We start from the raw sequence: 26,711 nt of genomic DNA, 5'->3' as shown, positions 1-26,711 counted from the left end.
AAGCGCTTCGTCGCACGCCGCGTCTTCCACGACCTCGCCACCGACCTCCGACCACCCAGACTCACTGCTTGACATCCATAGGACCATCCAGCATGTGGCGCAGGCGTCGCACTGCGGGTATCGCCCTGCGGGCTGCTCGGTCGGTGGAGGGGCGCCCCCCATGCTGATCGAGTAGCCCGCGGAGCGGGCGTATCGAGATCCGCCGGCGTCGAGACGGAGGCTGCCGACCACCGTGCTGAGGACGGTGGGTCTCGATACGCCCCTGCGGGGCTACTCGACCAGCATGGGGGCCGCCGACCGTCGCTCTGCAGGCTGCTCGGCCGGCCTCCCGCTAGAGGGCGTCGACGAAGAGCTGGGTGGCCTGGGGGACGTAGGAGGTGTTGGTCGACGGGTCCCAGCCGACGAGGGCGACGACGTCGCCGCCGACGCGGGTGGTGATGCCGACGAGGGTGAAGGGGGCGCCGCCGACGTCGCCGGTGACGGTCCAGCCGACGGCCTCGTCGGTGCCGGTGATCGTGGGCTCGGTCTGCTCGACGGTGGTCTGCACGGGGGTGCCCTGCAGGGCGAACAGCTCGGAGCCGTCGGCGCAGCGCTCGAGCGCGTCCTCGGCGGAGGCGACGAGGGCGGAGGCCGTGTCCGCGTCGCCGGTGCTCGCGACGACCGAGGTCATCGAGCGGTCGGCGCTCGTCCCGTAGGCGAGACCCGCGTCGGTGAGCGTGTCATCCGCGTCCCAGCCGACGCCGAACGGCGCGAGGCAGGTGGCGTCCGTCGCGGTGAGCCCCGGGTAGACCGAGCCGAGCATCTCCTCGGTATTGGTGAACTCCGCGGGCACGAACTGGATGTCGTCGAAGATCGTCGCCAGCTCGGCGTCGGTGTGCTGCGGCAGAGCCTCGGCGGTCGGCTCGGGCTCGGCGGCGGCGGTGCAGCCGGTCAGCGCGAGCAGCAGGGCGCCCGCGAGGGCGAGTCCGGCTCGGGCGACTCCGGCTCGGGCGGCGGTGGTGTGCGTCATGGTGGTTCCCCCTCTGCTCCGCCGTGCGTCGGGGCGGAGGCGGCCCGAGGCTAGCAGAGGCCTCGGACACTCCCACCGCACCACCGCACCACCGCCCCGCCGCTAGATCTCCGTGTGCCCCAGGTCCGCGTGCGCGAGCAGCCGGATCTCCGGCTCCGCGATCGACTCGAACTCCAGCACGACCACCTCGTTGCGCCCGACCCGGGTGACCGGCGACGGCACGATCAGCGTGCGCTGCGGCCCGCGCCGCCAGTAGCGGCCGAGCAGGAAGCCGTTCACCCAGACGAGACCCTTGCCCCAGTGCAGCGTGTCGAGGTGCAGGTCGGCCTGCGCGTCGAGCTCGAAGGAGCCGGAGGCGAGCCCCGGTCCGGCCGCGAACGACCCGCTGCCGGGCACCCGGCCGCACTCGGGCAGGCACTCCAGCGCGAGCGGCCGGGCGACCCAGCCGCGAAGCTCCGCGCCGTCCAGCCGCACGCCGCCGATCAGCCCCTTGTGCTCGCCGATCCGCTCGCCGTAGTTGACCCGGCCCTGGTCCTCGACCAGGACCGCCAGCTCGCCGGTGCCGCGGGGCAGGGTGATCGCCCGCTCGTGGTCGTCGCGCGCGAGCACGCCGACCGGGACGCCGTCGAGCAGCACCCAGGCGCGGTCGCGCACCTCCTCGCCGACGACGAGCCGGGCGGGAGCGTCGCCCGCCGCCAGCGTCGTCGTGAACAGCGCGAACCCACCGGCCAGCCCGAGGTCGTCGAAGCTCGCCATCGTCTCCAGGCGCGTCGCCGGCCCGAAGACCGCATCGAGCCCGAGCAGCGCGGGGCCCGGCACGAGCGGCGCGGTGAGCGCCGGCGCCGGCGGGGAGACCGCGGGCACCTCCTCCGGCACCGGCGCGTAGCGCGCGATGACCTCGCGGAAGGCCCAGTACTTCGCCGTCGGGTCGCCGCTCTCGTTCAGCGGGGCGTCGTAGTCGTAGCTCGTGGTGATCGCGGCGTAGCGGCCCTTGTCGTTCGCGCCGCTGGTCAGGCCGAAGTTGGTGCCGCCGTGGAACATGTAGATGTTGACCGAGCCGCCGACCGCGAGCAGCGCGTCGAGCTCGCTCGCCGACGCCGCCGCATCGGTGGTGTGGTGCTGGGTGCCCCAGTCGTCGAACCAGCCGCACCAGAACTCCATGCACATCAGCGGGCCGGTGGGCTGGAACTCGCGCAGCGTCGCGAGGCGCTCGGCCGTCCGCGAGCCGAACGAGCCGGTCAGGTGCAGGCCGGGCAGGCTGCCGTCGGCGAGCATCTGCGGAGTCGGCTGGTCGATCGTGGTCAGCGGCACCGTGATGCCGCTGTCGCGGGTGACCCGGACCAGCTCGGCGAGGTACTCCTTGTCGGAGCCGTACGCGCCGTACTCGTTCTCGATCTGCACGAGCAGGACGGGGCCGCCGCGGTCGATCTGGCGCGGCGCCACGATCGCGGAGATCCGGCGGAGGTAGTCGCTGACCGCGGCGAGGTAGTGCGGCTCGGAGCGGCGCACGCCCACCTCGGGGTCGCGGAGCAGCCAGGCGGGCAGGCCGCCGTTGTCCCACTCCGCGCAGATGTAGGGGCCGGGGCGCACGATCGCGTGCAGGCCCTCGGCGGCGACCAGGTCGAGGAAGCGGCCGAGGTCGAGCCCGGCGTCCTCGCGCCAGGCGCCGCGCTGCGGCTCGTGCGCGTTCCAGGCGACGTAGGTCTCGATGGTGTTCAGGCCCATCAGCCGGGCCTTGCGGATCCGGTCGGCCCAGAGGTCCGGGTGGATCCGGAAGTAGTGCAGCGCTCCCGACAGGATGCGGTGCGGCCTGCCGTCGAGCTCGAAGTCGGTCGCGCCGATGGCGAAGCGGCTCTCGGGCGCGGTGGTCGGCGCAGCGGTCGGCGCGGCGGCCGGCGCGGCGGAGTCGGGAGCGGTGGTCATGCGGGATCCCCCTCAGGATCGTGGGACGGGTCGAGGCCGGTCGGAGCGATCCGACCGGCCTCGAACGCCGCCAGTGCTGCTTGAGAACAGTGCTACTCGGAGACGGTGAAGCCCTGAGCGTTGCCGTACTCGACGAGCTTGCTCTGCCAGGCGGCGATGCCGTCGTCGAGGCTCGACTTGTTGGCGTAGGCCTGGCCGACGGTGTCGCCGAAGACGCTGTTCGCGTAGACCTGGAAGGGCAGGTACGACCAGCCGGGACGGACGTCCGTCGAGGCCTGGGTCAGCACCTCGTTGATCTTCTGGCCGCCGAAGTACTCGGACTCGGCGCCGGTGAAGTCCGGGCTGCTGAGGTCGGCCGAGGTCGACGGGAATCCGCCGCTCTCGAGGAAGACGTCGACCGAGGCCTCGTCGCTGTTCAGCCAGCGCAGGAACGCGGCGGCCAGCGCCGGGTTCTCGCTCTGCTTGGTGACGGACTGGCCGCCGCCGCCGTTCTCGGCGCTGACGGCGGTGCCGTCGTAGGTCGGGATGGGCGCGACGGCCCAGTCACCGGAGGCGTCGGGGACGCTGGACTCGAGCACGCCGGGCATCCAGGCGCCGGTGATCAGCGAGGCGATCGAGCCGTCGCCGAGGCCCTTGTACCACTCGTCGCCCCACGCGGGGGTGTCGGAGAGGAGGCCGCCCTCGACGAGCTGGTTCCAGACGCCGGTCCACTTCTCGGTGCCCTCGTCCTTGAGGTTCACGGTGACGTTCGTGCCGTCGGTCGTGAAGGGCTCGCCGCCCGCCTGCCAGATCATGCTGGTCGCGAAGCCGGCGTCGCCGGTGTCGGCGGTGATGAACTTCGACGGGTCGGCCGCCTGGAGCGACTTCGCCGCGGCGATGTACTCGTCCCAGGTGGTCGGCACGGCGATGCCGTACTGGTCGAAGACCGTCTTGTTGTAGAACATCGCCATGGGGCCCGAGTCCTGCGGGAGGCCGACGAGCTTGCCGTCGATGTTGACGCTGCCCCAGGTGGACGCCGAGAACTTGTCCTCGAGGTCGCCCATGCCGTACTGGGAGAGGTCGAGCAGCGAGTCCGACAGCGCGAACTGCGGCATGGCGTAGTACTCGATCTGGACGACGTCGGGGGCGCCCGAGCCGGCCTTGATCGCGTTCTCGAGCTTGGTGTACTCGTCCTTGTTCGTGCCGGCGTTGACCAGCTCGACGTCGACCTTCGGGTACGCCTTCTCGAACGCGGCGACCTGGGCCTCGGCGCTGGGGGTCCAGCTCCAGTAGGTGATCTTGCCGCCGGTCTCGAGCGCGGCGTCGAGGTCGGCCGCGGTGCCGGAGGCGGTCGTGCCGCCGCCGGTGGTGCCGCCGGACGAGCAGGCGGCGAGCGAGCCCGCGGCGAGTGCTGCGGCCGCGACGACCGTCAGGGTCCGCCGGAGGGCGGAGTGGGCGATCTTCATGGTGATTCCCTTCACTTCTTCGTGCTGTGGGGTGGTGCGGGTGGAGTGGTGCGGGGCAGGACGCTCCGACCGGGGAGTGGGTACGGGGGAGGGCCTAGCCCTTGACGCTGCCGGCGCTCAGGCCGGACTGCCAGAAGCGCTGGAGGCCGAGGAACGCGACGACGATCGGGATGATCGTCAGCAGCGAGCCGGTGATCACCAGGTTGTAGATCGGCTGGGCGCTGACGCCGGTGGCCTGCGCGTTCCACTGGTTGAGGCCGACGGTGAGCGGGTACCACTGCGGGTCGCTCAGCATGATCAGCGGGAGGAAGTAGTTGTTCCAGGTCGCGACGACCGAGAACAGCAGCACGGTGACGATGCCGGGGGCGAGCAGGCGGATCGAGATGGTGAAGAAGGTGCGGAACTCGCCCGCGCCGTCCATCCGCGCCGCCTCGAGCAGCTCCGTGGGCACCGACTCGACCGCGTAGACCCAGACCAGGTAGAGGCCGAAGGGGCTGATCAGCGAGGGGATGATGATCGCCCACGGGGTGTTGGTGAGGCCGAGCTGGCTGAACATCAGGAAGGTCGGGACGGCGAGCGCGGTGCCGGGGACGGCGATCGCACCGAGGACGACCGCGAAGACCGCCTTGCGCCCGGCGAAGCGGAACTTCGCGAGGCCGTAGCCGGCGAGCGTGGCGAGCAGGGTCGCTCCGCCCGCGCCGACCACCACGTAGAGCAGCGTGTTGCCGAGCCAGCGGAGGAAGATGCCGTCGCGGTAGGTGAGCGTCTCGGCGATGTTCTGGAAGAGGACGAAGTCGCCGTCGAACCAGAGGCCGAAACTCGAGAACAGGCCGGCCTGCGTCTTGGTCGCGTTGATCACGAGCCAGGCGAGCGGCACGAGGCTGTAGAGGATGAACGCCGACATCAGCAGGGTGAAGGCGATCGACTTCTTCGGGGCGACCGAGGAGCCGCGGCGGGCGGGGCGCTTGGCCGGGGCGGCCTTCGTGGGGCGGGGTGCGGTTGCGATGGCCATCAGTTCTCCTTGCGCGCGCCGCGGAGCTGCACGACGTAGGCGATCACCGCGGTGATCACGCCCATGACGATGGCGACCGTGGCCGACGCGTTGTACTGCTGACCCGCGAAGGACAGGTTGTAGGCGTACATGTTCGGCGTGAAGTAGGTGGTGATGATGTTCGGCGCGAGCGTCCGGAGGATGTTCGGCTCGTTGAACAGCTGGAAGCTGCCGATGATCGAGAAGATCGAGGCGATGACGATCGCGCCGCGCAGGGCGGGCAGCTTGATCGAGCGGATGACCCGCAGCGGGCCGGCGCCGTCGATCTCGGCGGCCTCGTAGAGCTCGCCGGGGATGGTCTTCAGCGCGGAGTAGAAGATCAGCATGTTGTAGCCGACGAACTCCCACGTGACGATGTTGCCGATCGAGACCAGGATCCAGTCTCGCGAGAACGGCGCGATGAGGTCGGAGCCGAGCAGGTCGTTGACGTTGGCGGTGAGGCCGAAGTTGTCGCCGTAGATGAAGCCCCACATCAGGACCGCGACGACCGCGGGGACCGCGTAGGGGAGGAAGACGACGATGCGGAAGAAGCCGGTGCCGTGCAGCCGGCCGCTGTCGATCGCGAGGGCCGCGACGAGCGCGAGCACGAGCATCACCGGGACCTGGACGACCAGGAACAGCAGGACGCGGCCGAAGCCCTCCCAGAAGTTCGGGTCGCGGAAGATCGCGAGGTAGTTCTCGAAGCCCACGAAGGCGTTGCCGCCGATGAGCTGCTCGCGGAACAGGCTGAGGTAGATCGAGTAGATCACCGGCGCGATGAAGACCAGCAGGAACACCACGAGGAAGGGGGCCACGAAGGCCAGGCCCTTCCACTCGCTCTTCGCGCGACTGCGCGGAACGGCGAGGGGTGCGGCCGGAGGGGTGACCTCGCGCAGCGGGACAGGGGGAGACGTCGTCGTCATCGAGGAGATTCCGTTCGGGGTCGGTTCCGACATGTTCACGTCAACATGGCAGGACGCCACCGTAGCATGGCCACGTCAACACGCGCACGATCCGTTAGGTTTCGATGGGGAAACGATGTTCCGCCACCGGCGTGGGACTCGTGGAGGGACGGCATGGCCATCGAGACGAACGCGGCGACCGCCGTCCCACGCCGACGGAGCGTGTCGATGGCCGACGTCGCGCGACGCGCGAACGTGTCCGGGCAGACCGTCTCGCGGGTGTCCAACGGCAAGCAGAACGTCGACACCGAGACGCGCGAGCGCGTGCTCGAGGCGATGCGCGCCCTCGGCTACCGGCCCAACAGCGCGGCACGGGCCCTGCGCACCGGCCGCTTCCACAGCATCGGCGTGATCATGTTCACGCTCTCCTCCTTCGGCAACATGCGCACCCTCGACGCCATCGCGGTCGCCGCGGCCGACGCGGGGTACTCGATCACCCTCATCCCCGTCCCGCACCCGACCCAGGGCGAGGTGTCCGTCGCCTTCCACCGCCTGAGCGAGGAGGCGGTCGACGGCGTCATCATCGTGATGGAGGCGCACCTGCTCGACGAGGCCGACATCGTGCTGCCGCCGGATCTGCCCGTCGTGGTCGTCGACTCGGCCGGCGGCGACCGCTACCCGGTCGTCGACACCGACCAGGTCTCGGGCGCGCGCCAGGCCGTCGAGCACCTGCTCGGGCTCGGCCACCGCACCGTCCACCACATCGCCGGGCCGGAGCGCTCCTACTCGGCCGAGCGGCGCCGGGAGGCGTGGGAGTCGACGCTGCGCGCGCAGGGCGCCCCGGTGCCCGAGGCGCTCGTCGGCGACTGGTCGAGCGCGTCGGGGTACCGGATCGGCCGGGAGCTGGCCGCGGACCCGGACGTGACGGCGGTCTTCGCCGCGAACGACCAGATGGCGCTCGGCGTGCTGCGGGCCCTGCACGATGCGGGCCGGGCGGTGCCGGGCGAGGTCAGCGTCGTCGGCTTCGACGACATGGAGGAGTCGGCGAGCTTCTGGCCGCCGCTGACCACCGTGCACCAGTCGTTCGGTGACACCGGGCGCCGCTCGGTCGACATCCTGCTGCGCGAGCTGGAGTCGGGCGAGCGCTCGGGCGTGACGCTGACGCCGACGGAGCTCGTCGTGCGCGAGAGCACGGGGCCGGCGCCGCGCTGAGGCGCCCGGGCCGCCCGGACCGCTCGGAGGTGTCGGCTGCGGGCGATACTGTGAGGCTTCTCACCCGTCCTCGCTAAGGAGCACCCATGTCGGTCGGCCTGCTCGCCGTCGTCGATGACATCCTCACCGCCGCCCTGAAGGCGAGCGCGAAGACGGCCGGTGTCGTCATCGACGACGCGGCCGTCACTCCGCAGTACGTCCAGGGGCTGACCCCGGCGCGCGAGCTGCCCGTGGTCGGGCGGATCGCGCTCGGCAGCCTCGTCAACAAGTTCGTGATCATCATCCCGATCGCGCTGCTGCTCTCCTCGTTCGCGCCCTGGGTGCTGCCCTACCTGCTGATCGTCGGCGGCGCCTTCCTCTGCTTCGAGGGCGCGGAGAAGGTGCTCGAGTGGTTCGGCGTGCACCACGCGGCGGGCGAGACGGAGGCGCGCGACGAGAAGAAGCTCGTCTTCGGCGCCGTCCGGACCGACCTGATCCTCAGCACCGAGATCATGCTGATCGCGCTCGACGGGCTCGACACCGACCTCGGCTTCGGCGGGACGCTCGGGGCGCTCGCCGTGGTGGGCCTCGGCATGACGGTGCTCGTCTACGGCGCGGTCGCCCTGCTGGTCAAGATCGACGACGTCGGGCTGCGGCTGATGAAGAACGCGGCGCGCGGCGTCCGGCGCTTCGGCGTGCGCATCGTCGCCTCGATGCCGGCCGTCTTCCGCACCATCAGCATCATCGGCACGCTCGCGATGCTCTGGGTCGGCGGGCACCTCGTCACCGCGAACCTGGCCGAGACCTTCTGGCACGGCCCGTACGACCTCGTGCACGTCGTCACCCACGCGGTCGAGGGCGCCGGCCCGGTCGTCGTCTGGATCGCCGACACCTTCGTCTCGATGATCTTCGGCCTCGTGCTCGGCCTGATCGTCGTGGCCGCCGTCACGGGCGTCCGCCGCGTCCTGAAGCGCGGCGAGCCGGCCGAGGCGCACTGACGGGTCGGGTCTCGATACGCCGCTCCGCGGCTACTCGACCAGCATGGATGGGCCCGCAGCTCTTGCATGCTGCGCCCTCCGGCGGGCGGGCAATTTATGTTGATCGAGTAGCCCGCGCCGCGGGCGTATCGAGATCCACCGGCTTCAGAAGTCGAGTCTGCAGACCTGCTCTGCTGGCGACGCCGGGTCTCGATACGCCGCTCCGCGGCTACTCGACCAGCATGGATTCGGCCTTTCATGGTGATCGAGTAGCCCCGCAGGGGCGCACCTCTATGTCGATCGAGTAGCCCCGCAGGGGCGTATCGAGATCCCGCGTCCTCAGCGCTCCAGGTGCGAGTACTCCGGCAGCTCGATCGCGTCGGCGGGCGGCGTGAAGAACCGCCCCATCGTCCGCCCGATCACCGGCGTGGCAGCGACCTTCACCGCGAGCCCGAACGCCGCCACTCCGAGCCGCGACACCGGGTTCGCGACCCGCGGCACGCCCGGCGGCAGCGCCTGCGCCTGCTTGACGTAGGGCCGCATGATCCGCTCGTACCCCGCGAAGCCGTCGCGCGGATCCACGTGCGCCGCGAGCTCGCCGGCGAGCACATACGCGCCCGCGAGCGACAGGCTCGTCCCCATCCCGCTGACCGGGGAGGCGCAGTAGGCGGCGTCGCCGACCAGCGCGACCCGTCCGCTCGACCAGCGCGGCGCGTGCACCTGCCCGATCTGCTCGTAGTAGAGGTCGTCGGCCTCGTCGAGCCCGCGGAGGACGCGCTGCGCCTCCCAGCCGGCGTCGCCGAAGACCGCACGGAGGTGCGTGCGCTGCTCGTCGAGCGAGCGGCGCTCGGTGCTCGCGCGGTCGAGGCGGCGGTCGATCACCTGCGAGAGCGCGACGCGGAGGGTGCCGTGCGGGTCCGGGCGGAGGGTGATGCTGCGCCCGCCTGCCGCGCTGTACCAGCGCCACCAGTCGTCGTCCGCCGCGGTGCGGGGGATGGTGGCGTAGGAGGTCTCGAGGCCGAGCGAGCGGATCTCCGGCTCGGTGCCGAAGACGAGGCGGCGGGTGCTCGAGCCGATACCGTCGGCGGCGACGACGAGGTCGAAGCGCTCGTCGGGGGCGTTCTCGAAGGAGACGGCGACGCCCGCGCCGTCGTCGTCGAGGCCGGTGATGCGGTCGCCGTAGCGGTACTCGGTGTGCGCGACGGTGCGGTCGACCAGGAGCCGCGCGAGGTCGCCGCGGAGGATCTCGAGCTCGGCGGTCGCGCCGCCGCTGTCGGTGGTGCCGGCCGGGAACTCGGCGAGGGTGCGGCCTCCCCGGCCGACGAAGCGGGTGCCGACCTCGCCGGTGGTCGCGGCGCGGATGTCGTCCTCGACGCCCATCCGGCGGGCGACCTCGCGGCCGGCGCCGCGGACGTCGACGTTCTGCCCGCCGAGCCGCAGGGCGGGGGCGCGCTCGACGATCGTCGTCTCGACGCCGTAGCGGTGCAGCCAGAACGCGAGGGCGGGGCCGGCGATGCTGGCGCCGGAGATCAGGACACGGGTCATGGTTGCCGCTTTCGTTGATAATCAATGAGATTGGCAATCTACACCGTTATCGTGGAGGCATGAGTGACAGCACGCCCGATCTCGGCATCAGGACCCGCGTGCGCCAGGTGACGGAGCGGCAGCGGCTCTTCGAGCAGTCGCTCACCCGCGCGCTCGCGGTCGACGCCGTCGGGCTCGACGCGATGACGCACCTGATGTCGAGCGGGCCGCTGACGCCGACCGAGCTCGCGGGGCGCCTCGGTGTCTCGACCGCGGCGACGACGCTGGTGCTGAACCGCCTCGAGGCAGCCGGGCACGTCCGCCGCGAGCGCCACCCGACGGACGGGCGCAAGCTGATCGTGACCGCCTCGGAGGAGTCGGCGCGGCGCGCGCAGGAGCGGGTCGCCCCGCTGATCGCGGGCGTCGAGGCGGCGGTCGCCGACCTCGACGCGGCGGAGCGCGCGACGGTGCAGGCCTTCCTCGACCGCCTGCTCGCGGTGTACGACGCGGCGACGGACTGACGGGCCGGCGTCCTGGCCGCGGCGGGTCTCGATACGCCGCTGCGCGGCTACTCGACCAGCATGCACGGGGCGCGCCGCGCTCCGTGTGAGTCCGCGTCTTCCTGCTGATCGAGTAGCGCGCGAAGCGCGCGTATCGAGATCCACCTGTGTCAGAAGAAAGAGTCTGCAGACCCTCCGTGCTGAGGACGGCGGGTCTCGATACGCCGCTGCGCGGCTACTCGACCGGCATGCAAGGGGCGCGCCGCGTTCCGTGTGAGTCCGCGGCTTCATGCTGATCGAGTAGCGCGCGGAGCGCGCGTATCGAGCTCCACCTGCGTCAGAAGGACGAGTCTGCAGACCCGGCGTGCTGAGGACGGCGGGTCTCGATACGCCGGTGCGCGGCTACTCGACCAGCATGAGCGCGCCGCTGCGCGGCTACTCGACCAGCATGGACGGTCCGCGTTCGCGTGCGGCCGCGTCTTCATGCTGATCGAGTAGGCCGCGGAGCGGGCGTATCGAGATCCACGTGTTCGGTGGGTGGGTCTCGATACGCCGCTGCGCGGCTACTCGACCAGCATGAGGGTCAGCAGGTGCGGGCTCCATAGGCGGCCGGGATCACCGTGGTGACGGGGGCGCCGTCGACGGTGGCGGTCGCGGTGACGGTGGCCTGGCCGGCGGGCACCGAGGCGGCGCGCGTCGAGAAGGCGGCGGAGGCGTTCTTGCCGGGCAGGATGCCGGTGAACTCCTTCGAGCCGTAGGCGGAGGCGACGGTCATCGAGACGGGGACGGTCGCGTTGTTCTGCGCCGTGACCGTCAGGGTGACCTTGCCGGCGATGCAGCGGGTCGTCGCCGTCACCGCGACGGCGAGGGCGGCGGGCGCCTTCAGCGTCACGGTCACGGTCGTCGTCTGCGAGACGGTGCCGTCGGCCGAGGTGATCACCACGGTGCCCACTCCGCCGTTCGCGGTGGTCGGCTGCGTCACGCGCACCCGGGTCGCCGAGTCGGTGGCCACCGCGGTGAGCACCGGCATCGTCGTGCCGTCGACGGTCACGGGGTAGGAGCCGCGGGCCGGCTCGAAGCCGGCGACGCCGACTCCGTTCACGCGCAGGGCGCCGAGGGTGGCGACCGCGGCGGGCGAGGCCACCGACTCGTACAGCTTCGTCTCGGAGACGATGAGGTGCGTGTTGGCGTAGGCGTTCATCACGATGCGGAAGGCCTTGGCCGTGACCGGCGCGAAGGTCGCGTTCAGCGTCGGCGCGGTGCCGTCGGCGGGCGCCGCCAGGGCGACCGCCGACTCGTAGCCGGGGACCGCGGTCCACGTGCTGCTCGAGGCGCCCTGGTACTGCAGCTGGTAGCTCTGCGCCCAGCTGGTGCCGCCGTCGCGCTGGAACTGCACCGACGCCTGCTGCACCTGGCGGGTGGCGGGGAAGGTGTAGGTCAGGCTGCTCTGCGCGGCCTTGGTGCCGCTCGTCCAGTTGGACCAGCCCTTGTCGCCGTCGACGCCGTTGCGGGTGCGCTCCGGTCCGAAGCCCGACTCGGACGAGCTCGCGGTCGCGACGATGCCCGCATCGGGGTTGAAGTTGCGGAGCGTGCCGGCGGTGACCAGCACCGTGAGGGTGGCGGGGAGGGTCTGGCCGTCGGCCGTCGCGGTGCCGGAGATCGTCACCGATCCGGGCGCCGCAAGCGAGGCGGTGGTCAGCGGCGTCCAGTCCCAGGCGACCGGCACCGCGAAGGTGCTGGTCGAGGCGCCGACGCGGGCCGGCACCGTCGTGGGGGCCGCGGCCTGCACCGCGGCGACGGAGGCTCCGGCGGCGACGGTGAGCGACGCCGGGTCGGTGGCGGTGAGGCCGCCGACGTCGACGAGCGCGGTGACGGGGATCGACTGGCCGAAGAGGTCGGTCGCGGTGCCGGTCACCTCGACGCGGCCCGCGGCGGCGTAGGCCGAGTCGGCCGGGCGCTGCCAGGTGACGGCGATCGGTGCTCCGGCGCCCCAGGCGTACTGCGGGGCGATCGAGGCGGGCAGGGTCGGCGCGACGCCGACGGTGGTGCGGACGGCGACCGTCTGCGCGGCGGACGGGGCGAGGTCGCGCAGCGTCCAGGACTGGTTCGCTCCGCCGTTCGAGCCGTAGACGCCGACCGTGGTGTTCTCGGTGCTGGACTGGCCGTTGACGTCGAGCGAGAGTCCGATCGACTCGTTGACCAGTGTGTAGGCGGTGCCGTCGGTGGTGCTGACGATCCAGCGGGTGGCGGCGTCGGCCTTCGCGGCGTCGACCGAGAGGGTGCGCAGGTCGGTGCCGGCGCTCGTGGCGCCGAGCACGCGGCCGTCGCTGCTCTGCAGCACGACGCGGCGGGTGGCCTCGCGCTCGCCGGGGGCGACCTCGCGGACGGTCCAGCTCTGCCTCGCGGCGGCGGTGGAGTCGGTGGCGAGGGTGGTGATCGTGGTCGCGGCGCCGGTGGGGTTGCCGGTCAGCGCCTTGCCGCTCTGCGTGCCGACCAGCTGGTAGCGGTGGCCGTCGCGCAGTGCGGGGGCGGAGTCGGCGACGCCGGAGACGCCGTCGATGGAGAAGGAGGTGACCGACTTGGCGGGCACCGTGACGGTCGCGGTGCGCGACTCCCGGTCGATGGTCACTGCGGGCTTCGCGACGAGCGCGTTGCCGGTGGGCGCGGCGGCCGAGGCGGCCTGGGTCGTGACGTAGGGGGTGACCGTGGCGCCGGCGGCGATGCTGCCGAAGCGGGAGAGGTCGAGCACGACGGTCTTCGCGGTCGCGGCGGTGTTGGTGTGCACCACGGTCGCGCCGCTGCCGTCGCCGCGGACGGCGGCGGTGGAGGAGGTGTCGTTCGTGGGCATCAGGTGGTCGCCCTCGTGGACGAACTTGGTGAAGTTGCGGATCGTGTTGAACTTCGAGTTCGTCTCGACGCCGCAGACCGGGGCCTTGGTGGAGTCGCCGCCGGCGTCCGCGACGCGGCGCGCCGACTTCCAGACCTCGGCTCCCGCCTCCTGGTAGGGCTTGCAGTCGAGGTCGATGAAGATCGAGCCCCAGTTGAGGTTCTCGCCCTTGGGGCTCATGTTGTAGAGGTCCTCGACCGGCTGCCAGAGCACCCAGGCCTTCGGCTCGAGCTCGCGCAGGTCGTCGTTGATGCGGCCGGCGATGCCGAGGCCGTTCTCGATGTTGACCGGGTCGTAGCCCGCGACCCAGTTGCCCTCGATCTCGCTCATCCAGAGGTCCTTGTCGGCCTGCTTGGCGAGGTCGCGGACCGCGAGGCGGTCCGAGGTGCCGTAGGTGTGCACGTTCATCCGGTCCACCTCGGCGCGGACGGCGGCGGAGTAGGCGGCCCAGTTGGTCTTGAAGATGCTGGGGTTGGTCTCGTCCATCGCGGCGATGCCGGCGTCGCTCGACGAGGCGTCGAGGGCGGCGGCGACGTCGGGGATCAGGTCGGCCTGGCGGGTCGGGCCCATGTGCATGCCCTCCTGCCGTCCGCCGGTCGGGACGCCGTTGGTGAGCTGCGTGCCCCAGTAGTTGGTGTTCGGCTCGTTGAAGGGGTCGAGGGTGTCGAACTCGATGCCGTACTCGTCCTCCATGTGCGCGGTGACGGTCGCGAGGTACTGTGCGAACTTCGCCTCCGCGGCGGGCTTCAGCTGCTCGCTGGTGGCGTTGAAGCCGCCGGAGACGTAGCCGCTCTCGGTCATGAAGTAGGGGGCGGAGTTGGCGAACGCTTCCCAGTGCGAGATCTGCTTCTCCTCGGCGAGCTTCTCGACCCACCAGCGCTGCGTCTCGTCGCTCGTCCAGTCGTAGGAGGAGGCGTCGCCCGCGTTCCACTTCGCGAGCAGCGTGTCGCGGTCGGCGTAGTTCGTGCTCGTGCCGCCGTAGGTCGCGGCGTAGCCGGCCGGGTTCTGCTTCCACCAGCCCTCGACCGCGCCGCCGGGGCGGAGGTAGTCCTTCACGTCGGAGGCGTTGCCGCCGCCGATGTTGTAGCGGGCGATGTTGAGGTCGAGGCCGTCGTCACCGAAGACCTTCTGATACAGCTCCTCGCGGAGGGCCTCGGGGTAGTTCCCGGTGGCGTTCGCGAACCAGACCAGGCTGGTGCCCCAGCCCTCGAACGACTCGCCCGCCGCGGCGGGGTTGGGGGTGATGCGGAAGGCGTCGGCGGCCTGCGCGGGGGCGGCGGCCGCGGGGAGCGCGAGCAGCGCTCCGGCGGCGAGGGCGGCGCTCGTGGCGAGCGCGGCGATCCGGCCCGCCTTCCGGCGAGTGCGTCTGGCAGTGGACATCGACATCGATGCGTCTCTCTTTCAACTCTGAAAGGGGAGCTGTTCACGTGAACACGCCCGGTGCCTCCGACTGTACATGTTGACGTCAACAGGCGGAAGGGCGGCGGGCGTGCTCGCGACTCCGCAGAAGTTGTCGTACCGGAGCGCCGAGTACGACAACTTTCGCGGAGGCGTGCCCGCTTCCGTCGCGGCCCTGCGCAGAAGTTGTCGTAGTGGGGCGTCGAGTACGACAACTCTTGCGGAGGAGTGGGGAGGAGCAGCGGCGGCGCGGCGCTCAGATCGCGTGCGGGCGCTCCGGGAACGCCTCGGGCTCGCACTGGATGGTGGCGTGGTCGATGCCGTGGTCCTCGCGCAGGACGGCGAGCACGCCGGCGAGGGCCTCGCGGTAGTCGGCGTCGGGGGCGACGACGATGTGGCCGGTCGCGCTCTCCATGCCGGAGGTGATGGTCCAGACGTGCAGGTCGTGCAGCGCGAGCACGCCGGGGACGGCGCGGACGTCGCGCTCGACGGCGGCGAGGTCGACGTGCGCGGGCGCGGACTCCATCAGGATCCCGAGGGCCTGGCGGGTCAGCGACCAGGTGCGCGGCAGGATGAGCAGGCCGATCAGCACGCCGACGATCGGGTCGGCCCAGGCCCAGCCGGTGGTCAGCAGCACGATCGCGGCGAGGATCACGCCGATCGAGCCGAGGGCGTCGCCGAGCACCTCGAGCGAGGCCCCGCGCAGGGTGATGCTCTCCTTCGCGCCGGCCGAGAGCAGGCGCAGGCTGACCAGGTTGACCGCCAGGCCGATGACGGCGGTGATCAGGAGCGGCGCGCCGGGCACCGCGGGGGGCTCGGCGAAGCGGCGGACCGCCTCCACGATCACGAAGCCGGCGACGCCGAAGAGCAGGACGCCGTTGGCGAGCGCGGCGAGCACCTCGAGCCGGTAGGAGCCGTAGGTGCGCGCCTTCGCGGCGGGGCGGGCGGCGAGCGAGATCGCGGCGATCGACATCCCGAGCGCGATCACGTCGGTGCCCATGTGCGCGGCGTCGGAGATCAGCGCGAGCGAGCCGGTGGTCAGGCCGACGACGAACTCGACGACCGCGAAGGCGGCGGTGAGCGCGAAGGCGATGACGAGGGGGCGCCGGTGGCGGGCGGCGGCGGAGCCGGCGTGCCCGTGGTCGTGTCCCATGCGACTCCCTGTGCCCCACTCGCCGTGCTCCACTCGCCGCGACGACCGCGGACGTATTGTCGTATGCACACTCTTGCACATATCGGCTCGGATGCGAAGGGTGCCCGCGCCGATCCGCCTGCGACACTGGAGAGGTGTCGTCCTCCCGCTCGCTCCGCACCCTCCGCGGTGTCGTGGCGACGACGGTGGCGACCCTCACGGCCCTGTTCTCGCACGTCGCGGGCGGCGGCGAGGTGCCGGGCCTGCTCGGACTCGCGGTGCCGCTCGTACTCTCGGTGCCGGTCTGCGTCGCACTCGCCGGCCGCGGGCTCTCGCTCGCGCGCCTGGCCGCCTCGGTCGGAGTGAGCCAGCTGCTCTTCCACGCGCTCTTCGAGATCGGCGCCGCGGCCGGGCCGGCCGGTGCGGTGCACGCCCACGGCGGCCCGATCGACGTCAGCGCCGCGACGGCCCACGCGGGCGGGCACGACTCCTCGATGGGGATCGCGCACCTGCTCGCGGCGGTCGTCACGATCGCGGTCCTGCACCGGGGCGAGGCGCTGCTGATCGCGGTCGCCGCGACGACGGTCCACGCGGCGGCGCGACTCGTGCGGGTTCCGGCCGTCCCGGTCCCCGCGGCGGCGACCGGGCGCCGCTCGTCGTCCGCGCCGCGCGCGATCCTCCCGGTCGTGGCGGACGTGCTCGCCGACGCCGTGCCCCGCCGCGGGCCGCCCGCCGCCCCCGCCTCCTGATCCTCGACGCGCGCTGCGCGTCCTCATCGACCCCTGCCCGCGGGCGGGGTCTGTGCGCGATGCCCCGTCCCTCCGGACCGGCCGCGCGAAGGGAGCCACTGCTGTGGCGCATGCACCGTCCTCCACACCCCTCGGCCACGACGACCACGGTCCCGGCGGCCCCGGCGGTCAAGGCCCCGACGACGACCTCCTCCCGCCCGGGCGGCCGGCCGCCGCTCCGCTCCGTGCGGCGGAGGCGACCCTGCTGCTCGCCGTCCCCGCGGCGGTCGCGGTCGCGCTCGCCGGGCTGACGTACACCGGCGCGTTCTCGACCGAGACGCGCCTGATCGACCCCGGCGAGCTGGTCACCCGAGGCCTGCCGATCGCGCGGGTCGTGCACGACACCGCTGCGTCGCTGACGATCGGCCTGCTCACGGCCGCGACCTTCCTCCTGCCCGGGCAGCGGATCGCGCCCGGGATCGTCTCGTACTCGCAGAACCGGGCGCTGCGCTGGGCCACCTGGTCGGCGGCCGTCTGGGTGGCGTCGGCGCTCGCCGTGCTCGTCTTCACGGCGGCGAACGCGATCGGGCAGCCGCTGGACGCGCCGGGCTTCCGGACCCAGCTCGTCTTCTACGCCACGCAGCTCGAGCTGGGGCAGACCCTCGTGGCGTCCACGGCGTGCGCGACGGCGGTGCTGCTGCTCACCCTGTTCTCCCGGCGGCTCGGCTGGGTGGCGGCGGCGACCGCGATCGCCGTGCTGGCGCTCCTGCCGCTCTCGCTCTCCGGGCACGCGGCCGGCGCGGACGAGCATGCGAACGCGGTGAACAGCCTCGCGGTGCACCTGATCGGAGTGACGGCCTGGGCGGGCGGGCTCGCCGCGGCGATCCTGCTGCGGCGGACCGTCGGCGGCGAGATCGGCACCGTCGTCGCGCGCTACTCCGTGCTGGCGGGCTGGGCGTTCGGCGCCGTCGCCTTCTCCGGGCTGGTCAACGCGTCGCTCCGGATCGAGGGGCTCGAGGACCTCGGCACGCCCTACGGGCAGCTGCTGATCGTCAAGGCCGTCGCGCTGCTCGCGCTCGGCGGCGCCGGGGCCTGGCACCGACTGCGGCTGATCCCGCGGCTGCGCGCGGACCCGGCCGACCGCCGCGCGTTCACCGCGGTCGCGGTCGGCGAGGTGCTGGTGATGGCGCTGACCATCGGCGTCTCGGTGGCGCTCTCGAACAGCGCGCCGCCGGTCTCGCAGGACCCGGTGAGCGGCGACGCGCGGCGCAGCCTGCTCGGCTTCCGCTACCCGCCCGAGGTGACGCCCGAGCGGATGCTCGACCAGTGGCACCTCGACGCCGTCTGGCTCGGGATCGCCGTCGTCGGCGCCGCCCTCTACGTGCACGCGGTGCTGAAGCTCCGGCGCCGCGGCGACGCCTGGCCGCTCGGCCGCACGCTCGCCTGGGTGGCCGGCTGCGCCGCCCTCGCCTACACGACCAGCGGCGGGCCGGGCGTGTACGGGCAGGTGCACTTCAGCACGCACATGATCCAGCACATGCTGCTGATGATGGTCGTGCCGCCGCTGCTGGTGCTCGGCGGGCCGGTGCTGCTCGCGCTGCGGGTGCTGCCGGTGCGCCGCGACGGCGGTCGGGGGCTGCGCGAGTGGATCCTCGCGGTCGTGCACTCGCGCTACCTCGCCGTGCTGTCGAAGGCGCCGGTCGCTGCGGTGCTCTTCGCGGGGAGCCTGGTGGCGTTCTACTACACCGGCTGGTTCGAGTGGGCGATGTTCAGCCACCAGGGCCACGTGCTGATGACCCTGCACTTCCTCGCGACCGGCTACCTCTTCTTCTGGGTCCTGATCGGCGTCGACCCGGGGCCGGACCGCCCGGGGCACGTGCTGCGGCTGCTGGTGATGCTCGCGACGCTGGCCTTCCACGCCTTCTTCGGCCTGGCGATCATGTCGCAGACCACCGTCCTCGCCGCGCCCTGGTGGACGGCGCTCGGGTACACCGACACGGACGCGCTGCTCGCGGATCAGGGCGTCGGCGGCGGGATCGCCTGGTCGGCGGGCGAGATCCCGATGGTGCTGATCGCGCTGGTCGTGGTGTCGCAGTGGGTGCGCTCGGAGGAGCGGACGGCCAAGCGCTACGACCGCCGGGCCGACCGGGACGGCGAGGCCGAGCTCGCGGCGTACAACGCGCGGCTGGACCGGCTCGATCGCCGGGGGTCCTGAGCGGCGGGGTGCCCTGAGCGGCGGGGGTCCTGAGCGGCGGGGCGACCGGCCCCGCCGGCGCGCGTCAGTGGCGCGAGGCGGAGTCCGCGTCCCAGAGGGCCTCGAGCGGGTCGTCGGCGTCCTCGCCGGCGAGGAGCTCGGCGTGCCGGCGCTCCGCCTCCTCGGCGGAGATCTCGCCGAGGTCGATCGAGGCGCGCAGGGCCGCGGCCCGGCCGCCCTCGCGGGTGAGGAACGGGTCGGCGGGGGTGGCGTGCCGGACGCCGTCGCGGGCGTCGAACGCGGAGGCGGTGATGCCCGTCACCGCGGGGGAGGAGGCGAGCAGGGCCATCGCGACCCGGTCGGCCGCCTGCCAGGCCGAGGCCGACGAGCCGCGCTCGGCGATGATCGGGCCGTCGGGGGTGCCGATGGTGAGCCGCTCGATGTCCGGCAGGAGGCGGAGGATGCGCGCCGCGGCGTCGAGCGCCTCGGCGGGCACGGAGTCGACGGGTCCGGAGAACAGCGGGGTCCAGTCCTCGATCGGGAGACGGTGCCTCCAGGTGTCCATCCGGGCTCCTTCCGTGATCGTTCACGGCGTCGTCACGACGTGCACGTGCCTGAAGGCTAGAGCGGGCCCCCGCGCGCGTCGACCCCCGGATCGAGGGAGTGCGTTTTCGGGACCCCTCCGGTCCGGGGGCGGCGAGGCCGTCCCTCCGGGCGACCTGTCGAGCTGTGCGGGCGCTGTGCCGCGCGGAGCGCGGGTGGGTGCCTGCGGCGTGATGCCTGGTCGATCCACGTGCCCCGGGGTGACCCCGGAGAGGACGGAGCAGCGCGTGCCCCGTCCGCCTCGCCCGGAGGGGCGGTGCCGCCCAGCCTAGGCTGGAGCGCACGAGGCGGGGGGTCGTCGTGCACGGACGGGACGCGGTGGTCGAGGCGCTCGCGCACGCGTTCCTCGGCGCGGAGTGGACCCCCGCCGGGCTGCGCGCCGCGGCCGCCGACTCCCTCGGCGCCCGCCGCCGCTGGATCGGCCCGCTGGTCACCGCGGTGCTCGTCGCCTTCCCGCATCCGCCGCTCGACGCGCCGCGCGAGCTCGCGCAGGTGGTCGCGGGGCTGCTCCCGGAGCGCGCGCAGCCGGTGGTCGCGCACCTCGCGCCCGTTCCCGCGCGGGCCGTGCCCTCCTCCTCGCCGGTGCCGGCGATCGACGGAAGGGACGACCTCGCGCGGCTGCTCGGGCTCGCGCCGGCGCAGCTGGACGGGTTCGCCGACCTCGGGCAGTGGAACCGCCGGACGCCGCACGGTGCTCTCAACCCCGGCGCTCTCCAGAACTACGACCACGTCTGGCGGCAGCGGCCGGGCCGGGCACCGCGGCTGCTCGAGGTGCCGCGCACGCGGCTGCGGGCGGTGCAGCGGAGCGTCCTCGACGAGATCGTCGGCCTCGCCCCCGTGCACCCGGCCGCGCACGGCTTCGTCCCGGGGCGCAGCGCGATCACCGGGGCGGCCGTGCACGCGGGCTCGGCGATGCTGATCACCCTCGATCTGCAGCGCTTCTTCGCGCAGGTCACCGCGGCGCGGGTCTTCCGGCTGCTGCGCGGCGAGGGGCTGCCCGAGGCGGTCGCCTTCGCACTGACCGGGCTGTGCACGCACGCCGTGCCGGTCGCCGCGATCCACCGGATGCCCGCCGGCGGCGAGCCGGAGGAGCGGGCCGCGCTCCGCCGCTCCCTCGCCCTCGCGCACCTGCCGCAGGGCGCGCCGACCTCGCCCGCGCTGGCGAACCTGGCGCTGCGCCGCCTCGACGCGCGGCTGACCGGCTACGCCGAGGCGGCCGGCGCCCGCTACACCCGCTACGCCGACGACCTCGCCTTCAGCGGCGGCACGCGCTTCGCCCGGCGGGCGGAGGCCTTCGCCCGCGGGGCCGCGCGGATCGTGGACGACGCGGGCTACGCCGTGAACCCGCGGAAGACGCGGCTGCGCCCCGCGTCCACCCGGCAGAGCGTGACCGGGATCGTGGTCAACGCGCACCCGGCCGTCCGGCGGGCCGACGTCGACCGGCTGCACGCGATCCTGCACAACTGCGCCGTGCACGGGCCGGCCGGGCAGAACCGGGCGGGCGTGCCCGACCTCCGGGCGCACCTCCTCGGCCGCATCGCCTGGGTGAGCGCGGTGCATCCCGGCCGCGGAGCGAGGCTGCGGGCCTTGTTCGAGCGGATCCCGTGGCCGGAGCCCTCGGGGGCCGCCCCGTCCCTCGATCCCGCGGGGCCGCGCCCGTAGGATGCAGCGGTGCCCGTGACCCTCCCCGCTCCGCGAACGATCGACCCCGCCTCCGTCCCCGCCCTGCGCTGGGGAGTGATCGGCACGGGCATCGCCGACGCCTTCGTCGCCGCGATTCACTCGCGCTCGGTGCAGCGCGCCGTCGCCGTCACCGCCCGGGACCCGGAGAAGACCCGCGCCTTCGCGGACAAGCACGGCATCGCGACGGTGCACGCGACGGTCGAGGAGCTGGTCGCCGACTCCGCGATCGACGCCGTCTACATCGCGACCCCGCACCCGCTGCACCGCGCGCAGGCGCTCGCCGCGCTCGCGGCCGGCAAGCACGTGCTGATCGAGAAGCCGATCGCGATGTCCGCGGACGAGGCGCGCGAGATCACCGACGCGGGCCGCGCCGCCGGCCTGCTGGTGATGGAGGCGATGTGGGCGCGCTACCTGCCCCAGGCCGACGTCATCCGCCAGGTCGTCGAGAGCGGGGTGCTCGGCGAGCTCCGCCTGGTCACCGCCGACTTCGGCTTCTCCGTCCCCGTCGATCCGACCGGGCGGCTCTGGGCGAAGGAGCTCGGCGGCGGCGCGCTGCTGGACGCCGGGGTGTACCCGATCTCGTTCGCGTCCTCGGTGCTCGGCGCGCCCGTCTCGGTCGTCGCCTCCGGGACCGTCGACCCGGGCACGGGCGTCGACGCGAGCGCCGACCTGCTGCTGACCACCGCCTCCGGCGCCCGCGCGCTGCTGTCGACCTCGCTGCAGACCTCACTGCCGGTCGAGGCGATGGTCCTCGGCTCGGAGGGGCGGCTCGCGGTGCACAGCCCGTTCTTCGGCCCGAGCGGCGTGACGCTGACGCTCGGCAGCATGAGCTCGGGGCAGGACTCGGAGGTCTGGACCGACGAGGGGCCGTGGCCCTACGGCGCGCTGTCCTTCCAGGCGACGGCGTTCGCCTCCTACGTCGCCGCGGGCCTCGTGGAGTCGCCGGTGCACCCGCACCACGAGGTCGTCTCGGTGCTGGCGACGATCGACGAGGCCCGGCGGCAGGTCGCGGCGCAGGCTCAGGCTCAGGCTCAGGCGGCCCCGTCCACCCCGGCCGCGCCTCCCGCTCCGGCCGTCTGATGCGCATCCTCACCTGCCTGCACACGATGGAGGTCGGCGGCAGCCAGATCAACGGGATCGAGCTCGCGGGGCGGATGGCCGCGCTGGGCCACGAGGCGGTGGTCTACGGGCCGGACGGCGATCTGCGCCCGCTGGTCGCCGAGCTCGGGCTGGACTGGGAGGAGGCGCCGGAGAAGGGGCCCCGCCTGTCCTTCCGGAGCATGGCGCGGCTGCGGCGCATCGTGCGCGAGCGGCGGATCGACCTGATCCACGCCTACGAGTGGGCGCCGACGATGGACGCCGCCTTCGGGCCGCACCTGATCGACGGCGTGCCGGTGGTGACCACGGTGCTCTCGCCGGAGGTGCCCGACTTCGTGCCGGCGGCCTTCCCGATGATCGTCGGCGTGGTCGAGCTGCTCGAGGAGGAGTCTCGGCGCCGGCCGACGCTGCACCTGATCGAGCCGCCGGTGGACACCGAGCTGAACGCGCCGGTCGCGGACGCGGCGCGGACGGCGGAGCTGCGGGAGCGCTTCGACGTGCAGGACGGCGAGATCGCGGTCGTCACGGTGGCGCGGCTGGTGGTCGACCTCAAGCGCGAGGGGATCCTGGCGGCGATCGAGGCGGTCGGCGCGATCGGCGACGAGCACCGCCTGCGCCTGATCGTCGTCGGCGACGGCCCGGTCCGCGGCGAGCTGCAGGCCGCGGCCGACCGGGTGAACGCGGGGCGCTCGCGCGAGCTGGTGACGCTGACCGGGCAGATGCTCGACCCGCGCGACGCCTACGCGGTCGCCGACATCGTGCTCGGCATGGGCAGCAGTGCGCTGCGCGGGATGGCGTTCGCGAAGCCGCTGATCGTGCAGGGCGAGAAGGCGTTCTGGCGGCTGCTGACCCCGGAGTCGCTGCCGTTCTTCCTCGACGGCGGCTGGTACTCGCTCGGCGACGGCGTCGACGGGCCGGGGCGCCTGGCCGGGATCCTCGCCCCGCTCGCGAGCGACGCGGAGCTGCGGGAACGGCTCGGCGCGCTCGGGCGCGAGGTGGTCGTCGAGCGCTTCAGCCTCGCGGCGGCGGCGAGCACCCAGGCGGCGATCTACGCGGAGGCGGTGGCCGCGCGGAGCACGCTGCCGCGGCGGCTGCGCGCGCTGTCGCATCCGGCGGTGCGGTACGCGGCGTACCGGCTGCACCCGCTCAAGCGGCGCGTCCTGGGGCTGCTCGGGCGCTGATCCGGGCGCTCCCCGACAGCTGTTGCCCACGCCGGCGAATCCGTCAAGGGTCTCCTCCTGGCCGCTGAGCGCGTCCTACAGTCCTGTCATCCGGCCGCATCCGGAGACTCCGTCGTCCCCCGACGGCTGCGGGCGCGGCCCCGACGACGGGGAGGACCAGATGTCCAGAGACGATGTGATGCCGGGCCGGTTCGCGCGCTTCGTGAAGTGGGTGCACCGTGCCGACGGCTGGGAGCCGCAGTACCTGCGCGGCCGCGTGCTGGCGAAGACCGACGGCGCCTGGATCGTCGCGGTCGACGGCCAGGAGACCCGCGTGATGAAGAAGGAGTGGAGCGTGTACCGCTGAGACTGCCCGACCGCCGGACGCCGGAGATCCGCGAGACCGGCCCCGGCGCGTTCGTCCTCGAGCTGCGCCGCACCCGCCGCCGGCCGTCCGAGGAGCTCGGCCTGCTGCTGCGCGACCGCGGCCGCTGGATCGCGATCGGCCCGGAGGGCGTGCTCGCCTCCGCGGAGAGCTTCGACGAGGCACTCGCGACCCTGCAGCCCCCCTGCTGATCGAGCAGCCGGCGCAGCGGGCGCACCGAGATCCAGCGACGCCGAGAGGTGGGGTCTGCAGACCTGCCGTCCGGGAGACGGTGGGTCTCGATACGCCCCTGTCGGGGCTACTCGACCAGCATGCTGGTGGGCGGCTGCCCTGTCGGCGGCGCGGTGCCCTCCATGCTGATCGAGTAGCCCGCGGAGCGGGCGTATCGAGATCCGGCGACGCCGGGAGGTGGGTCTGCAGACCTGCCGTCCCGGATTCAGTGGGTCTCGATACGCCCCTGTCGGGGCTACTCGACCGGCATGGGGCGGGCAGGCGGTGGTGGGCGTCGCACAACATCAGCTGAGACGGGTGGGCCTCCTCTGTCAGCGGAGGGCACCCCTTCTCAGCTGATGTTGTGCGGAGCTCGCGTCCCTCCATGCTGATCGAGTAGCCCGCGGAGCGGGCGTATCGAGATCCGGCAACGCCTGAAGTGGGGTCGTCAGGTCCGCGGTCCTGGACACGGTGGGTCTCGATACGCTCCTGCGGGGCTACTCGACCAGCATGCGGCCGAGGCTGGTGGTGCCTGGGCGTCGCAGTCCGCGGAGCGGGGCGTCACATGCTGATCGAGTAGCCCGCGGAGCGGGCGTATCGAGATCCGGCGGCGTCTGGAGTGGGGTCGCCGGGCCCGCCGTGCTGGGGAGGGCGGGTCTCGATACGCCCCTTCGGGGCTGCTCGACCAGCATGGTCGGCGGCGGCGTCAGCGGTGCTTGCCCGGGGCCTGGACGCCGAGGACGGCGAGGGTCAGGGTGCCGGAGGTGCTCTGCGCGGCGGACGGGGACGACTCCGGGAGCCGCAGGGTGAGGCGGAGGTGATCCGTCGCTCCGATGGCGAAGGCGGGGGAGGCGGGCAGGTCGATGCGGGCCGTGGCGGGGCGGTCGGCCGCGACGGTGGTCGTGGTGCCGGGGCAGGTGGCGGCGTCGGACGACCAGGCCACCGAGCAGCGCTCGAGGGCGAGCTGCAGGCCGTCGGAGGCGCTCGCGCCGACGGTCGTGGCGGCGGACTCGAGCTGCAGGGCGCTCATCGAGACGGTGCCGGCGTTGGTGAGGTCGACGAGGCGCCGGGCCGTGCCGCCGGGCAGCAGATCGGTGACGGGGACCTGCACGGTGGTGACTCCCGTGGCGTCGAACTCCGCGACGACGGTGCCCGCGCCGACCTGAGCGCCGGCGGTCGCGCGGTCGAGGAACAGCGCGGAGGCCGAGGCGCCGGCGCCGAGCACCAGCGCGATCGCCGCGGCGAGGGCGAGCGGTGCGCGGGAGCGGCGGCGGGCCGGTGCCGCGCGCCGACGGCCGTGCGCGCGAGCCGCGGGCGCGCCGGTCTCGACCGTCCCGCTCACGTCGGTGCCGCTCACGACCGCACCTCCGCCGGCCGGCGCCAGATGACGACGAGCACGGCGCCGACGACCAGCGCGCCGCCGACCGCGAAGAACGCGAAGCGGGCCTGGGGCTGCGCGAGCGCGATGCTCGGCCAGCCCAGCAGCGGCACGACCGACTCCTCGCGCCAGATCCGCTGATCCGCGATGGTGACGATCCACGGGTCCGCCTGCGGGTTGTTGTCGCCCTTGGTGGTCAGCGCGAGGAGCCCCGGCGACCAGCCGCGCAGCTCGGCGGCCTCGGCCTCGGAGTAGACGAGCGTGACGCGGTGGATCACCCGGCGCTCGGGCACGTCGGGGTCGGTGAAGACGATCACGTCGCCGGCGCGCACCGCGGCCTGGTCGACCGGGAGGGTGACGGCGAGCGAGCCGACGGGCATGTCCGGCGCCATCGAGTTCGAGAGCACGGGCACGAGGCGCACGACGCCGAGGGCGGACGCGACGAAGACGGCGACGCCGGCGATCGCGACGAGCGCGACGACCAGGCCGAGGAGGCGGCGGAGGCCCGTGACGACCGGTCTGCTCGCGACGGATCTGGTCCCGTCCGTGCTGCTCACGACCGAGCCTCCTTCCGGCGGCGGCCGGTGGCGGCGAGCAGCAGCCCGGCGCCGAGGGCGAGCAGGCCGCCGAGCAGCGCGGCGCCGACGTCGCGGCCGGTGACGGCGAGGCCGTTCCCCGGTCCGCCGTTCCCGATTGCGCCGTTCCCGATTGCGCCGTTCCCGGCGGCGCCGTCACCGACTCCGCCGTTCCCGGAAGGGCCGTCCCCGGGAGCGCCGGAGTCGTCGATCGCCCCGGTCTCGCGGACGAGCACGCGCAGGGCGGCCGACGTGCTCTCGAGCGCGTTGCCGGAGCCGGCCGGGAAGCTCACCCGGACCCGCACGCCGACGGTCTCGCCGCGGCCGAGCGCTCGGGACCCGTCGAGCCGGCCGAGCGACGCGGCCGGTCCGGTGCCCATCGGCTCGACGCCCTCGGGGCAGCGGTAGCGCTCGACGGAGCGGCCGTCGGCGACGAGGACGTCGTCGATCGTGAAGGCGGAGGGGCAGAGGTCGACGACCAGCTGGAGCCCGGCGCGCGGGTCGGTGGCGAGGGCGTCGCCGCCGTCGACCGCGAAGGCGATCGAGACCTGGTGCGCCGAGGCGCCGACGTTGGTGACCTCGGCGGCCCACTCGGTGGTGTCGCCGGGGGCGAGGCCGGTGAGGGCGGCGGGAGCCGTCAGCTCGCGCACGTCGAGCAGCGCGGCGGGCGGAGCGACCGACGCCGCGGACACCGCGGGCGCGAGGAGGACCGCCGCGAGGACGGCGCCGATCGCGCGCAGGGCTGGCATGGGGCTCCGAAAGGAAGAAAGGAGGGGGAG

The 26,711-nt window shown here is 73.3% G+C and carries 22 protein-coding genes; 10 read left to right on the top strand and 12 right to left on the bottom strand.

Going from position 1 to position 26,711, the window contains the following annotated elements; translation table 11 throughout:
• Nucleotides 1–331: 331 nt before the first annotated feature.
• From EDF17_RS18985 to EDF17_RS18965, 5 genes are all read right to left on the bottom strand, one after another.
• Nucleotides 332–1,009, bottom strand: a complete 678-nt coding sequence (locus EDF17_RS18985) for a hypothetical protein (RefSeq protein WP_123444432.1) — start codon at nt 1,007–1,009, stop codon at nt 332–334.
• A gap of 102 nt (nt 1,010–1,111) precedes the next feature.
• Nucleotides 1,112–2,932, bottom strand: coding sequence for a beta-galactosidase family protein (locus tag EDF17_RS18980; protein ID WP_123444433.1), 1,821 nt, complete (start codon nt 2,930–2,932; stop codon nt 1,112–1,114).
• 92 nt (nt 2,933–3,024) lie between these two features.
• Complete coding sequence (locus tag EDF17_RS18975) at nt 3,025–4,377, bottom strand: sugar ABC transporter substrate-binding protein (protein ID WP_123444434.1); 1,353 nt, start codon at nt 4,375–4,377, stop codon at nt 3,025–3,027.
• A gap of 94 nt (nt 4,378–4,471) precedes the next feature.
• A complete protein-coding gene (locus tag EDF17_RS18970; RefSeq protein ID WP_123444435.1) occupies nt 4,472–5,389 on the bottom strand; it encodes a carbohydrate ABC transporter permease in 918 nt (305 codons plus the stop codon).
• On the bottom strand, nt 5,389–6,330 hold the full coding sequence (locus EDF17_RS18965) for a sugar ABC transporter permease (RefSeq protein WP_123444496.1): 942 nt from the start codon (nt 6,328–6,330) through the stop codon (nt 5,389–5,391). Before EDF17_RS18965 ends, EDF17_RS18970 begins: the two co-directional genes overlap by 1 nt.
• Nucleotides 6,331–6,483: 153 nt before the next feature.
• Between EDF17_RS18965 and EDF17_RS18960 the strand changes: the two genes are divergently transcribed.
• Together EDF17_RS18960 and EDF17_RS18955 are read left to right on the top strand one after the other, a co-directional pair.
• A complete protein-coding gene (locus EDF17_RS18960; RefSeq protein ID WP_123444436.1) occupies nt 6,484–7,521 on the top strand; it encodes a LacI family DNA-binding transcriptional regulator in 1,038 nt (345 codons plus the stop codon).
• Between the two features lie 86 nt (nt 7,522–7,607).
• On the top strand, nt 7,608–8,498 hold the full coding sequence (locus EDF17_RS18955; protein WP_123444437.1) for a DUF808 domain-containing protein: 891 nt from the start codon (nt 7,608–7,610) through the stop codon (nt 8,496–8,498).
• A 318-nt stretch (nt 8,499–8,816) separates the two neighbouring features.
• Here the strand turns inward: EDF17_RS18955 and EDF17_RS18950 are convergent, their stop codons facing one another.
• On the bottom strand, nt 8,817–10,022 hold the full coding sequence (locus EDF17_RS18950) for an FAD-dependent monooxygenase (protein WP_123444438.1): 1,206 nt from the start codon (nt 10,020–10,022) through the stop codon (nt 8,817–8,819).
• A gap of 59 nt (nt 10,023–10,081) precedes the next feature.
• On the opposite strand from EDF17_RS18950, the gene EDF17_RS18945 reads away from it, so the two are divergent.
• A complete protein-coding gene (locus EDF17_RS18945; protein ID WP_123444439.1) occupies nt 10,082–10,522 on the top strand; it encodes a MarR family transcriptional regulator in 441 nt (146 codons plus the stop codon).
• Nucleotides 10,523–11,084: 562 nt separating this feature from the next.
• Here the strand turns inward: EDF17_RS18945 and EDF17_RS18940 are convergent.
• Complete coding sequence (locus EDF17_RS18940; protein ID WP_123444440.1) at nt 11,085–14,768, bottom strand: glycoside hydrolase; 3,684 nt, start codon at nt 14,766–14,768, stop codon at nt 11,085–11,087.
• A 274-nt stretch (nt 14,769–15,042) separates the two neighbouring features.
• Nucleotides 15,043–15,939 (bottom strand): cation diffusion facilitator family transporter, encoded by an 897-nt coding sequence (locus EDF17_RS18935; protein WP_123444441.1) that lies wholly within the window; start codon nt 15,937–15,939, stop codon nt 15,043–15,045.
• A gap of 134 nt (nt 15,940–16,073) precedes the next feature.
• Here EDF17_RS18935 and EDF17_RS18930 point away from each other — a divergent pair, with 134 nt between their 5' ends.
• Both EDF17_RS18930 and EDF17_RS18925 read left to right on the top strand, forming a co-directional pair.
• Nucleotides 16,074–16,667, top strand: a complete 594-nt coding sequence (locus tag EDF17_RS18930; RefSeq protein WP_123444442.1) for a hypothetical protein — start codon at nt 16,074–16,076, stop codon at nt 16,665–16,667.
• A gap of 103 nt (nt 16,668–16,770) precedes the next feature.
• The gene (locus EDF17_RS18925; RefSeq protein WP_123444443.1) at nt 16,771–18,861 is read left to right on the top strand and encodes a cytochrome c oxidase assembly protein; all 2,091 of its coding nucleotides are present in this window, start codon (nt 16,771–16,773) and stop codon (nt 18,859–18,861) included.
• A gap of 64 nt (nt 18,862–18,925) precedes the next feature.
• On the opposite strand, the gene EDF17_RS18920 is transcribed toward EDF17_RS18925, so the two are convergent.
• Entirely contained in the window at nt 18,926–19,405 is a 480-nt protein-coding gene (locus EDF17_RS18920; protein ID WP_123444444.1) for a hypothetical protein, read from the bottom strand.
• A 338-nt stretch (nt 19,406–19,743) separates the two neighbouring features.
• Between EDF17_RS18920 and EDF17_RS18915 the strand changes: the two genes are divergently transcribed.
• The 5 genes from EDF17_RS18915 to EDF17_RS18895 all read left to right on the top strand — a co-directional run bounded on the left by EDF17_RS18915 (nt 19,744) and on the right by EDF17_RS18895 (nt 23,960).
• Entirely contained in the window at nt 19,744–21,105 is a 1,362-nt protein-coding gene (locus tag EDF17_RS18915) for a reverse transcriptase family protein (RefSeq protein WP_166649749.1), read from the top strand.
• Nucleotides 21,106–21,114: 9 nt separating this feature from the next.
• Nucleotides 21,115–22,206 carry a Gfo/Idh/MocA family oxidoreductase gene (locus tag EDF17_RS18910; protein WP_123444446.1) on the top strand — a complete coding sequence of 364 codons (1,092 nt, stop codon included), beginning with the start codon at nt 21,115–21,117 and terminating at the stop codon, nt 22,204–22,206.
• Nucleotides 22,206–23,405, top strand: coding sequence for a glycosyltransferase family 4 protein (locus EDF17_RS18905; protein WP_123444447.1), 1,200 nt, complete (start codon nt 22,206–22,208; stop codon nt 23,403–23,405). Before EDF17_RS18910 ends, EDF17_RS18905 begins: the two co-directional genes overlap by 1 nt.
• Before the next feature lie 160 nt (nt 23,406–23,565).
• Nucleotides 23,566–23,751, top strand: coding sequence for a hypothetical protein (locus EDF17_RS18900; protein ID WP_123734602.1), 186 nt, complete (start codon nt 23,566–23,568; stop codon nt 23,749–23,751).
• Complete coding sequence (locus EDF17_RS18895; RefSeq protein ID WP_123444448.1) at nt 23,733–23,960, top strand: hypothetical protein; 228 nt, start codon at nt 23,733–23,735, stop codon at nt 23,958–23,960. The genes EDF17_RS18900 and EDF17_RS18895 overlap by 19 nt, the downstream gene beginning before the upstream one ends.
• A gap of 725 nt (nt 23,961–24,685) precedes the next feature.
• Here EDF17_RS18895 and EDF17_RS18890 read toward each other — a convergent pair.
• From EDF17_RS18890 to EDF17_RS18880, 3 genes are read right to left on the bottom strand one after another with little or no spacing between them, the layout of a single operon-like run.
• Complete coding sequence (locus EDF17_RS18890) at nt 24,686–25,336, bottom strand: TasA family protein (RefSeq protein WP_123444449.1); 651 nt, start codon at nt 25,334–25,336, stop codon at nt 24,686–24,688.
• Nucleotides 25,333–25,914, bottom strand: coding sequence for a signal peptidase I (locus EDF17_RS18885; protein WP_123444450.1), 582 nt, complete (start codon nt 25,912–25,914; stop codon nt 25,333–25,335). The genes EDF17_RS18890 and EDF17_RS18885 overlap by 4 nt, the downstream gene beginning before the upstream one ends.
• Nucleotides 25,911–26,681 (bottom strand): sortase, encoded by a 771-nt coding sequence (locus EDF17_RS18880; protein ID WP_123444451.1) that lies wholly within the window; start codon nt 26,679–26,681, stop codon nt 25,911–25,913. Before EDF17_RS18880 ends, EDF17_RS18885 begins: the two co-directional genes overlap by 4 nt.
• Between the last annotated feature and the right edge of the window lie 30 nt (nt 26,682–26,711).

This window comes from Rathayibacter sp. PhB1, from assembly GCF_004362935.1.
Taxonomy (GTDB): domain Bacteria; phylum Actinomycetota; class Actinomycetes; order Actinomycetales; family Microbacteriaceae; genus Rathayibacter; species Rathayibacter festucae.
The sequence above is the reverse complement of the archived record's forward strand: the minus strand, read 5'-3'. Positions and strand labels throughout refer to the sequence as shown.

Bases quoted from the DNA above. Each gene is read 5' to 3' on its own strand.
- EDF17_RS18985 (WP_123444432.1), bottom strand. From the start codon at position 1,009: ATGACGCACACCACCGCCGCCCGAGCCGGAGTCGCCCGAGCCGGACTC.
- EDF17_RS18980 (WP_123444433.1), bottom strand. From the start codon at position 2,932: ATGACCACCGCTCCCGACTCCGCCGCGCCGGCCGCCGCGCCGACCGCT.
- EDF17_RS18975 (WP_123444434.1), bottom strand. From the start codon at position 4,377: ATGAAGATCGCCCACTCCGCCCTCCGGCGGACCCTGACGGTCGTCGCG.
- EDF17_RS18970 (WP_123444435.1), bottom strand. From the start codon at position 5,389: ATGGCCATCGCAACCGCACCCCGCCCCACGAAGGCCGCCCCGGCCAAG.
- EDF17_RS18965 (WP_123444496.1), bottom strand. From the start codon at position 6,330: ATGACGACGACGTCTCCCCCTGTCCCGCTGCGCGAGGTCACCCCTCCG.
- EDF17_RS18960 (WP_123444436.1), top strand. From the start codon at position 6,484: ATGGCCATCGAGACGAACGCGGCGACCGCCGTCCCACGCCGACGGAGC.
- EDF17_RS18955 (WP_123444437.1), top strand. From the start codon at position 7,608: ATGTCGGTCGGCCTGCTCGCCGTCGTCGATGACATCCTCACCGCCGCC.
- EDF17_RS18950 (WP_123444438.1), bottom strand. From the start codon at position 10,022: ATGACCCGTGTCCTGATCTCCGGCGCCAGCATCGCCGGCCCCGCCCTC.
- EDF17_RS18945 (WP_123444439.1), top strand. From the start codon at position 10,082: ATGAGTGACAGCACGCCCGATCTCGGCATCAGGACCCGCGTGCGCCAG.
- EDF17_RS18940 (WP_123444440.1), bottom strand. From the start codon at position 14,768: ATGTCCACTGCCAGACGCACTCGCCGGAAGGCGGGCCGGATCGCCGCG.
- EDF17_RS18935 (WP_123444441.1), bottom strand. From the start codon at position 15,939: ATGGGACACGACCACGGGCACGCCGGCTCCGCCGCCGCCCGCCACCGG.
- EDF17_RS18920 (WP_123444444.1), bottom strand. From the start codon at position 19,405: ATGGACACCTGGAGGCACCGTCTCCCGATCGAGGACTGGACCCCGCTG.
- EDF17_RS18905 (WP_123444447.1), top strand. From the start codon at position 22,206: ATGCGCATCCTCACCTGCCTGCACACGATGGAGGTCGGCGGCAGCCAG.
- EDF17_RS18900 (WP_123734602.1), top strand. From the start codon at position 23,566: ATGTCCAGAGACGATGTGATGCCGGGCCGGTTCGCGCGCTTCGTGAAG.
- EDF17_RS18880 (WP_123444451.1), bottom strand. From the start codon at position 26,681: ATGCCAGCCCTGCGCGCGATCGGCGCCGTCCTCGCGGCGGTCCTCCTC.